Origin of the sequence: Acaryochloris sp. 'Moss Beach' (assembly GCF_021497025.1) — a bacterium.
Taxonomy (GTDB): domain Bacteria; phylum Cyanobacteriota; class Cyanobacteriia; order Thermosynechococcales; family Thermosynechococcaceae; genus Acaryochloris; species Acaryochloris marina_A.
The window spans coordinates 4,698,094-4,711,116 of the sequence record NZ_CP071717.1 but is presented as its reverse complement, the minus strand read 5'-3'; the positions used below and the strand labels follow the sequence as shown (position 1 = coordinate 4,711,116).

Annotated in this window: 10 protein-coding genes and 1 pseudogene; 10 read left to right on the top strand and 1 reads right to left on the bottom strand. The window is 38.5% G+C overall.

Annotated elements, in window-relative coordinates:
* Positions 1–32 precede the first annotated feature (32 nt).
* From HRE53_RS22165 to HRE53_RS22155, 3 genes are all read left to right on the top strand, one after another.
* A complete protein-coding gene (locus tag HRE53_RS22165; protein WP_235107964.1) occupies positions 33–2,168 on the top strand; it encodes a protein phosphatase 2C domain-containing protein in 2,136 nt (711 codons plus the stop codon).
* 110 nt (positions 2,169–2,278) lie between these two features.
* A complete protein-coding gene (locus tag HRE53_RS22160; protein ID WP_235107963.1) occupies positions 2,279–3,502 on the top strand; it encodes a serine/threonine-protein kinase in 1,224 nt (407 codons plus the stop codon).
* On the top strand, positions 3,460–4,293 hold the full coding sequence (locus HRE53_RS22155) for a tetratricopeptide repeat protein (RefSeq protein ID WP_235107962.1): 834 nt from the start codon (positions 3,460–3,462) through the stop codon (positions 4,291–4,293). Before HRE53_RS22160 ends, HRE53_RS22155 begins: the two co-directional genes overlap by 43 nt.
* 354 nt (positions 4,294–4,647) lie before the next feature.
* On the opposite strand, the pseudogene HRE53_RS22150 reads toward HRE53_RS22155, so the two are convergent.
* Positions 4,648–5,037, bottom strand: a pseudogene (locus HRE53_RS22150) (IS1 family transposase); the annotation flags it as partial.
* Positions 5,038–5,715: 678 nt separating this feature from the next.
* Here HRE53_RS22150 and HRE53_RS22145 point away from each other — a divergent pair.
* The 7 genes from HRE53_RS22145 to HRE53_RS22115 all read left to right on the top strand — a co-directional run bounded on the left by HRE53_RS22145 (position 5,716) and on the right by HRE53_RS22115 (position 12,949).
* Positions 5,716–6,468 (top strand): hypothetical protein, encoded by a 753-nt coding sequence (locus tag HRE53_RS22145; protein WP_235107961.1) that lies wholly within the window; start codon positions 5,716–5,718, stop codon positions 6,466–6,468.
* 195 nt (positions 6,469–6,663) lie between these two features.
* A complete protein-coding gene (locus tag HRE53_RS22140) occupies positions 6,664–7,407 on the top strand; it encodes a hypothetical protein (RefSeq protein ID WP_235107960.1) in 744 nt (247 codons plus the stop codon).
* A 39-nt stretch (positions 7,408–7,446) separates the two neighbouring features.
* Entirely contained in the window at positions 7,447–8,352 is a 906-nt protein-coding gene (locus HRE53_RS22135; RefSeq protein WP_235107959.1) for a hypothetical protein, read from the top strand.
* A gap of 5 nt (positions 8,353–8,357) precedes the next feature.
* Positions 8,358–9,395, top strand: coding sequence for a hypothetical protein (locus HRE53_RS22130; RefSeq protein ID WP_235107958.1), 1,038 nt, complete (start codon positions 8,358–8,360; stop codon positions 9,393–9,395).
* Positions 9,396–9,629: 234 nt separating this feature from the next.
* Complete coding sequence (locus HRE53_RS22125; protein WP_235107957.1) at positions 9,630–9,920, top strand: hypothetical protein; 291 nt, start codon at positions 9,630–9,632, stop codon at positions 9,918–9,920.
* An 836-nt stretch (positions 9,921–10,756) separates the two neighbouring features.
* On the top strand, positions 10,757–11,503 hold the full coding sequence (locus tag HRE53_RS22120) for a hypothetical protein (RefSeq protein WP_235107956.1): 747 nt from the start codon (positions 10,757–10,759) through the stop codon (positions 11,501–11,503).
* Positions 11,504–11,860: 357 nt separating this feature from the next.
* Positions 11,861–12,949 carry a vWA domain-containing protein gene (locus tag HRE53_RS22115; RefSeq protein WP_235107955.1) on the top strand — a complete coding sequence of 363 codons (1,089 nt, stop codon included), beginning with the start codon at positions 11,861–11,863 and terminating at the stop codon, positions 12,947–12,949.
* The last annotated feature ends 74 nt before the right edge of the window (positions 12,950–13,023 follow it).

Here is a 13,023-nt window from a genome sequence, read left to right as displayed (position 1 = left end):
GTAACTTAATTTAGTATGTAGCGTTTTATCTCATGCCACCACAGACTATTTCCCAAAATCCCCCGCTGACTATTCAAGTAGGACAATGCTTTTTTATTGACACCTTTGAAATAAATGTATTGTCATATTTAGGGCAGCTTTCTGATAAAGTCTGGTTTTTTAAGGTCAGATTTAAGTATTCAGGAGAAAATGATTTTTCTGAAGATACTGGGCTCCTACGAGTGGGGGAATTAGATAGTAGTCTCTCACAAGAAGTCAATATTAGAGAAGCGCTAGAAAATTACCAGATGATTGCACCTTTATTAGTATATAAACAGCAGGATGCAGTTGTTTTGACTTCGCCAATGTCTACCGCTTCCTCTTTAGACGATCATGTTTTTGACAACTTAGGTATTTTAGATACAGCTTCATCACCTGAGACTTCCGAATCTACATGTAACTTTACTTCGAATAAGAACCTAAGCAAAGTTGAGGAACCTTCTTCCGCTGTAAAAGCTTTAAAGACTCAAATACAAAGTCCAGAGCTTTCAAGATTGGAGAATTTTGAACCTATAGAATCCAGCCCAGAATCTTTAAAACCAATTGCCTCTGGTCCAGAATTTTCTGATCCAAAAATATCTTCAAAGGCGAACATTGAACAGCCTGAGCGTGACCATTATTCTTATCAAGAAAATTCAGAATTCTATGTAACTGCTGATGACATAAAAACTAGTGTTGATCAACTACTTGATGATCGAAAACTTCCTCTATCTGAGATCGAGAACGAAAGCAAAGGTGAATCAACAGGTTCTGTTCATTCTGATCGGGAATATCTTGAAGAGGAAGAATATCCAGTCGAAGATACAGTTATCGATACTCTTAACCAAAAGTTAATTTTACTTAGTTTATATCCTGAAGATTGTGGAACATTAGATGATTGGTTTAAAAACCAACATTCACTCGATGAAAACTTGTCAATCATCATCCAGATATGTCAGTTTTTTAGGCATATTTATCAACGAGGCTGGTGCTTTATTCATCTTTCACCTCAGCTGATTGAAATTTCAAAGCCTATAAAATTCTACGACTTAACGGGTGCATATGCGATAGATCAATATCTGGATTCTGGATTACAAGGCCCCTACTGTGCACCTGAACTTTGCTACAAAAAAGTTCCAGTTAATGAATCATTGAGTAGTTATGCAATCGGAGCATTACTTTATCAGCTGCTTTACAATCGGCCCTATTTCCCCGAACAATCTGAAAAATGCATACTAGAACCTATTCCTCGAGTTTACCAATTACTAAGAATTTGTTTGTCCTGTACCCCAGAGGAGCGTTTTTCGCTTACACAACTGATTGAACTTTTAATGAAAACTCGTCAGATTCTTCGCTTAGGGGGAATTACCTGGGAAATTGCTCACCGTTCAACTGTGGGGTTGTCGCTAACCAGACTACAAAATGAAGATAGTTATGGTGTAAAGCAACATCAACTTGGAAATTCAACGACACTAATGCTGGGTGTTTTAGCAGATGGAATGGGGGGTATGGCCGGAGGAGATATTGCCAGTAAGTTAGCTGTGCAAACGTTTTTAAAAGCACATGTTCCAGAGGAGCTGAACTCTGACTTTGACCAAGCTACTTGGTTAGATGAACTATTCCAAAAGGCTAATGATGAGATAGCAGAGACTGTTCGTGATGGTGGTTCAACTTTAAGTGTAGTTTTAGTTATCAATAAAACCTTGACACTGGCCCATGTTGGTGACAGCCGAATTTATCTACTTCGCAAGGGGCGAATTTGCCAGTTAAGTGAGGATCACTCTTTGGTTTCTATGCTAATCGCTAGTGGCGAAATTACTCCTCAAGAAGGCCTAGAGCACCCAGAGAGGAATGTTCTCACCAAATCATTGGGTTCAAATAGGAAACTAGCAAATGGATATATTCAAACTCTGAAGCACTGGGGAGGAAATATTTCAATATCGCTTCAAGATGGAGACACTCTATTATTATGTTCAGATGGTGTGTGGGATTTGATTAAGGATGGAGATCTTTTGGACATGTTTGGAGAACAAAGTGCTCTTCAACCAAGTGTCAATAGTGTCATTGATACGGTTCTTAAAAGGGGGGCTTCTGACAACGCAACTCTACTTGCACTAAAACTAAATCATAGAAAAACTACGCCAGACTAAGACTAGTTCAAGCAATTATTGTGGCTTTATTAGGAATACTTCCATTAGAAAAAAATATTGAATACAACTTAACTCTCTAATGTGGAAAGGGTCTAATGTCTCTTATATGCTTGGTTTGCGCATCTTCTAATGATGATCACTTAAAAACGTGTCAAACCTGTGGTGCACCTTTACAATCTAGCGCTAACAGCTCTATTCTACATTGCTTACCTAGTGACTCATATTTACTGAACGGTAGATATCGAGTAGATAGTCAACTAGGTGAAGGCGGTTTTGGAATTACGTATCGTGGGACCGACTTAAAAACTTCGCAGAAAGTTGTAATTAAGGAACTTTGGCCTGAAAAAGGTGGGAGACACGAGAAAACCGTTATTTGGCCAATGTCCATATCGCCTAAAGAAAAAAAGCAACAGCTTAAAAAATTTCAGATCGAGGCAGAATATCAACATCAATGTAAGCATCCCTGTATTGCTGAGGTTTACTCTTGGTTTGAAGAAAATGATACTGCCTACATTATTATGGAGTTTATTTCTGGTCAGTCTTTATTCCAAATTCTGCAAGCAGATGGTGCTCTACCAGAAGAAAGAGTAAAGCAATATTTCCTCCAAGTAGGAGAAGCTTTAAAAGTCGTTCATAACCATAACTTCTTACATAGAGATATAAAACCCGATAACATTATAATTAACACCGATGATAAAGCTGTATTGATCGATTTTGGCTCTACGCGAGAATTTATTGCTGGGCAAACCCACGAAATGAGCCAGACTTTGACAAAGGGATATGCTCCTCTAGAACAATACAGCTATCGAAGCAAGAGGTGGCCGGCTACAGATTTTTATTCTTTGTGTGCATCTATGTATGAGCTTCTCACGGGTAACCTCCCTACTGAAGCAGTCTTACGAGTACAAGAAAAATCAGACCCTTTGATTCCACCGAGTAGGTATTGTCCCAGTATTAGTCCATTGATGGAGAAGGTGATCTTAATCGGCCTAAATATGAAGGTAGAACATCGCTTTCAGGATGCTGATGAAATAATTGCAGCTTTGAAAGGTCAGTTTATTGCACCTATCCACAAAAAAGCTCGTGAGTTAGCGAACAAAAACAAAATAATAGAGGCTAATCGAGCTTATGAAACATTTCTTTCTAAAGAGCCAGGCAATGCTGAAGCAATTGTTGAAATGGCAATGCTTCAACTCTATTTTGATATTTCAAGAGCTGAGCAGACTGGGCATCGAGCGATTAAAGCTGCTCCTAATGATGGCAGAGGGTTTGGTGTTTTGGGATTAATAGAATGCCAAAAAAAACAACTGGGAAAAAAGCATCTAAATATTTAAAGAAAGCTGTTCAATTAAAACCAGACGAAGTTTGGATGAGAGCGAATTTAGCTTGGGCATTAAGTGAATTAGGGCTTTTGCAAGAGGCAGAAGCAATGAATACTCAAGCCTTGATAATTGAACCAACAAATATTTTTGCCATGGGGGTACAGGCTTGGATAAATAGTCAGAGCAAGCAATGGAAAACTGTTATCCGCTATGCTAAACCCGCTATTTTTAAAACTAAACAATCAGCACCTGATCATATTCGCGCTCATCAGCAGTGGATCTATCCCTTGCTGATAGTGGCATTGAATAATGTAGTCACATCTAAATCTAGAAATAATGAAGTTGATAGATTTATACAGGATTTTATTACTCAAAATCCCAATAGTGCTCAAGCTTGGAGCTTAAAGGGATGGCGAGATTTTTGTAATAATATAGACAGCGCCAAAGTCGATTTTGAAAGAGCATATCACCTTGATGATACACCTAACTGGGCAATTGCCAATCTAGGTATTGCCTATGAGAGAATTGGAGACCTCACACTTGCAATTCTAGCTTATAAAGCATTAGTTCAATTAGAACCAGGTAATGATTTTGCCTATCTTAGGCTTGGAACTGTTTATGCTCAGAAAAGTAATTGGCAATTGGCATGGAATTTTCTAAGCCAAGCTATTCAACTTAATCCAGATTCAGCCATTGCTCACCATAACCTAGCTTGGGTATCGCTTCGATTACCAAAGATAAAAACCAACAAAAATTCTCAAGATATTATTTCTTTATATAAAAAAAGCAGCTTCTTTATATAAAAAGGAACAGAATTTTCAAATTGCAGATTTAGTTAGAAAATCATTATTTGAAGTGGGTTTAGAGGTGTAAATTGAGGGTACTGTTCATTTAAGAAGTGACTGCTAAGAGGATTGTGCCTGACTGCCTGACATAAGTACCTCAAAGTCTTTAGATACGTAGCTTTTGGATGCTGAATAGCAGGGTGTATAAGGCTAGCTTTTGGCATTGTTCACACGTCAAACGCAACCTAAACGTATTACCAACTCTCTTGCCTTAGGGGCAGTGTTGCTATTCTTACAGTGCAAACCCTTACGAAGAAAAGGCTTTCAGAGATGTGTCAGGCAGTCAGGGATTGTGCATCAACAAAGTGTAGGCTAGGAAGCTAAGTCTCGCCATTTCCACTCATGCTCCGTCAGTCCAGCACGTTGGGCAGCCGTATTCTTGAATCGTAAGTGGCACTAGATCCAGTTGAAATAGGTCAGCACCAGTCCTTGCATCATCGCACTCTGTTGCCAGACTTTGCCAAATTTATTCTGTCGTCGATGCCAACACCCGGTCTGTTGACGCACTATTCCATTGGGCCGCTCTAACCGTTGAGTCAAGACTTTACTTACTTGATGAATCGCCTCATCGGGTAATTGTCGTGAATACCCTTCCCAGTCATCGGTTTGCCAATGGTGAAAGGCGCTTTTACCTTCAGCATTCTCAATTAATTCTTGAGCGAGTTCGTTGGTATGCTCGCCAATATGGCTACTGAGCATAAGCCTATCAAGTTATAGGCTTGAAGGAAATTCTCTCTCTGATGTTGATGCGCTGTTATAAAAAATAGGCAATGATTGAGAACGTAATCATAGGAGTTGCAGCCGATGCATGTGTACCATTAACCACTGGTTGATAACAGTAAACGAGCTGACTGCCTGACACATCTCTGAAAGCCTTTTCTTCGTAAGGGTTTGCACTGTAAGAATAGCAACGCTGCCCCTAAGGCAAGAGAGTTGGTAATACGTTTAGGTTGCGTTTGACGTGTGAACAATGCCAAAAGCTAGCCTTATACACCCTGCTATTCAGCATCCAAAAGCTACGTATCTAAAGACTTTGAGGTACTTATGTCAGGCAGTCAGGTAAACGAGTTTGCTTCTCTCCTTTCGCAGAGAAAAATTTAACAATTATCAGACTCTTTAAGTTAGTGCCATTGATCCAAAGTTTTCTGCACCACAAATCGCAATCTCAGTTGATATATTTTTTTTATGTTTAAGATAATCTATCGTTTTTTTTCAATATTTATATTTCGAGGTAATTTTTTATTTTAGTGATGCAATTCAACTATGAAAGTAGTGTAGCATCTTAGTTAAAACTATTCGTGCATTAAATATTTTAAGGTTTCTAAGCGAGATCTTTTGCACATCTAGGAAAGCTGCTATTTTTTGCTTGGGGATAATAATTTGGGAGTTGTTTATATTGGTGACCGTGCAGCTGGTAAAACCCACCTAGCAATGGAGCTTACAAATCCTAATTATCAGTTCGTCAATACCACTAACTTGGATTATGAAGTACTGAAGGCTAGTCTATATAACGAGGATTATGGTGGAACAAAGCCAACAGACGCAGCACAACCAGCCTATGACTATTATTTAGAAATCAATGTCAAACTACCAACTGGAATCAAACAAATCAAAGTGGACTGGATCGATACTCCAGGAGAAATCTGGCGCAAATCTTGGCAAACAGGTAATCCAAATCAGTGGCAATCTTTTCTAAAGAAAGTACAAGTTAGCGAAGGTATTGTGTTGGTGATGTCTCCTTATCGAGAAATAATTAAACCAGATGTTGGTGACATTGATGACTTTATCACACGCCATCAATGGTGTACACGGTTCGCTCGTTGGGTAAAGTTTTTTCAGCAAGATTGCCCTCGAGCCAGACATATCCTACTCTGCCTTAATAAAGCAGACTTAATAAAAGGAACTAATCTTACTGAAGAAGCTCAAAAATTATGTTACTACCCAGATGGGTCTCGAATGAATTGGCAGTCTCGGCACATGCATGTCTTAAATCGATATTTTAGGCTTGTAGAGCCGCAAATAAAAGCGATAAACCAAAGCACATCTGGCTTGTCTGTCCGCTGCTTTATTACTAGTGTTTATAATCGACAGTTACTAGAGTTACCTTGGATATATTTAGGTAGCTATATTTAGAAAATTTTCTATGAAAATATTTGGTTTTAAATCCCTCAGTGGCTACTAGTAATAACTTAATATTTAGCACTAAATACTTTAGGTTTAATTTAAGTTGAGGTATGCATGGGGAATATACGAGTTATTGGGCCAAGGAGTTCAGGGAAAACAACTTACCTAGCAGGCTTAGCGTACTGGCCTCAAAATAAAAGTGCTGTGGGTGATCGTCGTCTTTTTGAAGTTGTCCCCCTAAACGACGAAACCGAAAAGCTAGGCTCCATCGCTGAAGATTTAATTGTACAAGGCCTTGATTTAGAACCAACCAGAGTAAAGGACGTATATGGCTTGAATTCCTACTCCTTTCGAATTGAGGTTAAACAACGTTTCAATGCCGACAAAGAAATAAACTTGGTCGCTAAAGATTATCCTGGAGAAATCTTTGAACTTCTTGAGTCTGGTCATCTTGATGGGCTGTGTGAACAATTTCTTAAAGAATGTTTGGAGAAAGATGTAGAAGGATGCCTCATCTTGCTCAATGACTGGGGAGCCAAAGCAGATAAGTTTTATTGTCGAGCCTTATCACAGTTTTTGAAGTTGATGGATCAATACGAAAGACGTCAAGATTTGCGTTTAGCTGTCACCATGAGTAAGTGTGAACGAGGCGAGCTTTGGCCAGGAAGGCTCGATCCAGAAATAGATATTTTTGATTCTCATTTACCTGATACAAAAGACTTGTTGCAAACAAATATATCCCGGAAAAATCTTCAGTTTTTTGCTTTATCAACTTTTGGTGTGCTGGACCGCAATGACCCACGACCTAACCGAATAGAAATGATTGGAACAGATGGGAGTAGAGCTGTTTTGCGAGAAACAGGTCAAAGAAAAAGCTGGAAACCCTACGGCATGTTGGATCCACTCTACTGGCTGAATACGGGAATCCGAAAAGAGTTTAAATACTAGTGCCTTATCGATAATTACTCTACCGTAAAAAATGAAGTCATGACAGCCGATGAAAAGAATTTTGAACCTCAATTATCTCAACAAGAAAGTATAACTATTCGCGTAATTGGAGATCGGGGATCGGGTAAGACAACATACATGGCCTCTTTAGCATATTGGCCAAACGCAAGCTCGAAAAGCACTGTTCAAAATGTGATTCCATTTAATGAAGAAAGTAATGAACTAGTCAGAAAAGCTCAAAACATATTGGAGCAAGGTTTATCTCTAGAGCCTACACCCCTAGATGCTGATGTTAGCAATGTCAAAGACTATACCCTCGTTATAAACTTACAAATACCCACTCGTTTTAGTGGTTTTAAATTAAGGGGGAAGAAACTTCTCCCTTTAATGATTAGCTGCAAAGATTATCCTGGTGAGTTTTTCTCTGACTTAATTCAAAAAGATAGTCACAATCCACAGCTCAGAGCTTATTTAAATGACTGTACAGAAGCTCAGGGAATTTTATTTTTGGTAGATGGAATGGCTCATCGGAAAGATGTGGAATATGCTAAAGAGTTAGGCTCTTTCTTAAGACTAATAGGAAATCTTGATAACGCTGAGCGAAAGCGTCGAATCGCATTTACGCTTGGGAAGTGTGAACAGTCTGAACTCTGGGTCAATATTCATAAACCTATCTTTTTAGCATCTAAACGCTTTCCAAAAACTTATCAGGTTCTGCAAGATTGGCAGAACAACGGATTTGGGGATTTTGAATGTTTCACAACTTCTGCTTTTGGAATGTTAGGTACTGCCTACCCCAAGCCTAATGCAACGTTAGTGAATCGTCATCGAGATGGTGTTGTTTGTGTGATTAAAGAGCCTTCTAAATGGAGACCTTTGGGGCTAGTTAACCCAATTTACTGGCTTTACACCGGAAAACATCATAAAGAATTACTTGAGGGTTGAAGCCTATGCCGTTAGTTGAAATACATGAGTTTAGTACAGGCATACATGTGCAAGACCTGGGCGATGGTCAATGGGTTTCACGTGGTTTCACTGGTAGCTATATGGGCAATACCCTTAAAGCGAAAGGAGAGCAGATCCCAATTGAGGTTGAGCAAGCAATCTCCAACCGAGAATTTGCAGTATCTGAAGGTGCATTTACGAATGAACCCGCCATTATCGCTAGGGAAATCCCTGAAAGCCCGTGGTCAGTTGTTGCAGTTATTAGTCGGGGTGAAGATGATAAAGGTCGGAGTGCATCATTTTACCGATATTTTCTATGCTGTGAGCCTGAAAATGGCTATGCACATAATGAAGATGGGATCTCATTCATTTTAGAGTGGATGAAGCGGCAGAGAATGAAGCTTAAGAGATGGCCTCAATTCGCTCCATTAAATACAAGGATAGACATTGAGCATGATCTAGAAATTTCTCATCAACTCAGTGAAGAAAAGAGTTATTACTATTCCCAAGAGCTATTAAACACATCAATTCCATACATTTGGAGACCTAATCTAGATTGCGTGCCGATTATCCTACATGTTTTATCGAAGTTGAAAGCCCAAGAGGCAAAAGCTCCAGTCTCGTGGGCCTACAGGGTAAGTGCATTAGAAAAACCCTGGTCCTTTACGATTGTTTTTCCTTCAAGTACTAAATCTGAGGAGATTATTAAGCGAGCTATCCTTAATGCACCAGCTGATAGGACAACAAGAAATGTAAATGAAGATGCTTTGAATAAGGCAATTAAAGAATTAACTGACTCATCAAAAGTTAAGCTAGAAGATATTAAAACCATATTAGAAGCAGCCACAAACAAAGATATTCCAGAGAAACTTTGGTCTAGTTTGTTTGACAAGCGTGGTGCTCATAAGGCTATTAGCCTAAAAATTCATAATCCTAATACGTTGCGACTCATTTGTCTGAGGGCAATTATTCTCCCTAAAACGCTCCCCAATTACTTACAGTGGGTAAATTTCACTGACTCCAACAACAAAAAAATTAGATGAAGATAAATGTATTCTTGCTGAATTTCAAACAAAAAATTTCAACCATTGCGAGAGAAAATCAGCTGAATCAGGTATTGGAAAAATTAATAGATAAATCTATAATTGAAGTTGTAATACCAAACTTGCTCAACAGAAATTTGTCTCCAGGAGTAACATGTAAGTTATTTTTAGTCAAAGACAGTTTATGGGGTAGCAGAGTTCCACATTTTTTAAAATGAAATACTTCTTCAAGATGTGAAGTTAATCCATCATTTCTACACCCCAGATTATCAGAAAAAAAAAGATTTTCCTGCTGTTCAACTTAGCAAAGACACTTTCTGGAAAGGTGTTCGCAATTATTATCTAAGCCTTCAAAAGGATCGTTTATATAAAGATGCAGATTACACCTCACTTATTGAATTACTAGTATTAATAGGTAGTGATAAATCTACAAAATATAATTCTCAAGATCGATTTTTAGCGTATAGACTAGCCGCATATTTTAGTCAAATAACTTCCAATGAGGTTAAGCAAAATATTTTTTAGAAAAGCATTTCCAGATCTGTCTGGAAATACTACCGCCTTTATAATCCCTATAAGAAGAAGACCCTCTCGACATAAGGTTATCCTAAAACTTATGATTGACTTCTTTGTGGCTATAGGGAAATTTATTTACAAAATTCATAAGTTTTTTTATGGTAAAAATTTCTAGATACAAGGCTTTATTAATCTCTTTTACAACCTTCATTATAGGGATAAGCCTTCCTGTCATTTCCCCAAAAAATCTATTCATTCCTTTATACTCCTTCGCTAAAGGATAAGGCGGCAGTATCTCCTGACGCTTCGCCTGGTTCTAACAGACAAGATTCTATTAGCAATCAATGGAAGCAAAAGGCGCTCCAAGATTACGATAATACAATTACATCACTGAAAACCATCATTGATAATATTTATGATGACACCAGCTTGGCGAGTAAATACCCAGGGGATGAAAAAAGCTGCAAAGGATAAGATTGTATTAGAACTAAAAAAAAATATTATTTAAAGAGAATTCAAGTAAAGTAAACTTTGCTCAAATAGTTAAAAAATGAGAACAAAAGAGGACGAGAAGTTCTAATTAAGGCTATTTGGGACTTCCAAAAAAACACTAAGTTAGAGGCTGATGGAATCATTCAATTAAATAGTTCCACCATGATAATACTTGAACGGGCCTTAGCAGATTTAAACAAATAGTAAATTTCATGATGAGAATCTACCTTTATTGCATGGCTGGAATATGCTCCGCTCTATGTGGTTGGAACATTGGTCAATTTTTTCTCACTGATCTCAAGCTATTCACCTTAATACCGGAAGTTATCCTATTTCCTTGTATTGCTGCCTCTTTGGCTGTTGGTCTTATTACTAATGAGGTATTCATAAGTAACCCAACACGACCTAAACTTAACTTTCGTATTCTCAAAATTTGCATTATTATTGCAATTGGTTTAGGGCTGTCCATTGGCCTGTTTGCTGGTGGGCTAGTACAATTACTTTTCAGTCCTTCTTTAAACATTCCGAATAGCATTATTCGTATTTTTGGGTGGTTTGTAATAGGTATTGCTGTCGGCTTCTCAGAAGCCCTAACTTGGCGATGGAGAAGCATAGAGGCCGGTAATAAATCGCGTTTCAAAAAAAGGCTGATCACCAGTGTTGTGGGAGCAAGTGCCTCAAGTGTTATTGCTGCACTTCTCTTTGAAATACTCCGATCTCAGGTTGGTGAAGTTACGGATACACTTAGAAACTTAGAAGATCCTGTTGGGTTTTCAATTTTAGGACTGCTACTAGGACTGACCTTTAGCTATACTAGTTCTCCGAGCTACATGGCTGCCTTGAGAGCAGGAGCGGGTTTCGAATATCGACAAATTAATGACGATGTTGTCGACACTGTTGGACTTGACCCCTCTGCAATAGCCTATCCTTATATTAGTAGTTCCTCAGAACTGAAGTTTGTTAGCCAAGTTGCTGACAAAGACCGCATAGAAGAAGGCTTATCCATTCAGCTTCCTGATTCTGGAACCATCCGCATTGGCTCTGCAACTAAAAAAAGAACCAGACATTTATTTGCCAGGCATCCCATTGCATATAGCTGATATTGAAATTTATCCTCGTTTTGCCATATTAGAACCAAATCAAAAGTTCTACAACACTATTGAAATAAATGGTAGCTTTCTAAGATCTCGGCAAAAAATAAAGCTCAAGCACAACAGTATACTAACTTTTTATACTCTCGATAATTCAGGAGATTATGTTCAAAAATTATACAGATTGGTTTACTACAACCGCTTTTTGGATCCTCAAGCTTAGCATCCTGTCATCTACATGGACGGTATATTTCTCAGGAGGTGTCCTAGCAAAAGTTCAGGAAGCTAAGATTATTGGTTCCCCCTCAGGTTCAGCAAAATATCGTTACCCTTCGAGTCAGCGCTACGCAAGAGGAGCAACGCCCTATGTTGCTCTTAAATCGCGACAATTTTTCCATCACCTTAGATGACCAAGATATCCCAATTCATAATTGGAAAAGCCCTGAAGAAGCTGCCCCACCACCCGCTTGGATAATTTTTTTAGTAGACTTTAGTGGCAGCATGAATAGGGAAGATGGCAGCAATATTACTAAATTAGATGGAGCCGAAAGTGCTATTAAGCAATTCAACCAAAGCCTGGTTGAACGCGCTAAAAATGCAGATATACATGTTTCATTGGTCCCCTTTGGTTTGTCTAGCGATAAATGCAGCCAGGGATATCCTGTTAACGCAAAAACCCTCGATAAATTCGTAAAAGCAACTCAAGGTAATCTTAAAAATCTACTTTTAGAAAGATTTTCTACCAATGAACCTTGCGCTTCGACTGATCTTTACAGTCCTTTATTAGAAGCAACCAAATTTTTAACTAATCCTGAAGAAGAACGTTTTAACCCATCTGATGGCTCTAATAAACCTAATCCTAGACTGTCAATCATTTTGCTATCAGATGGCTATCATAATAATGAGGAAGTCGACAAAGACAAGACATTAGAGGCACTCAAAAGGCTCACTTCCCAGAAAACAAATTTTGTTATCCATACTTTGGGGTATGGGCTTACACCAGAAGAACTCCAGAAGAAATATAAGCTGACACAGCCTGCCAACATTGATCATGTTAGAAGCGGAAAAGTTCCAGAACTGGAGTTTGTTGATCGTGGAGCTCTGGAGCAAATCGCTGATCTAACAAAGGGTATTCATGAGTTTTCAGGTGATGCCAAGGAAATATCTGAAGAAATGCAGATATTTCTAGATTCGATATTAGGCGAGTATGAGATTAGCTATATTCAATCCAATCCTGAACGAGGAGCTCGGCACGAAGTACAAGTGACCATTGACGATGATCAAGGAGAAGCCATAGCTTCTGTTCCCAAGCCATATCGCATTAAGGTGTTTGGTAGATCCCCCACTGCATTAACTCGGCTAAGCATATTAGGTTTAACTTTAGCAGCTATTGGACTCTTAGGAGTATTACCATTTTGGATATGGGCTAAGAAACTTAAAAACAGTTTAGAGTAAGAAGGCAATTGTTACAGTCTGCTTAGGGTGGTAATCAGAAATAATGTAATCACTATCTACAAAAGTATGGTTAA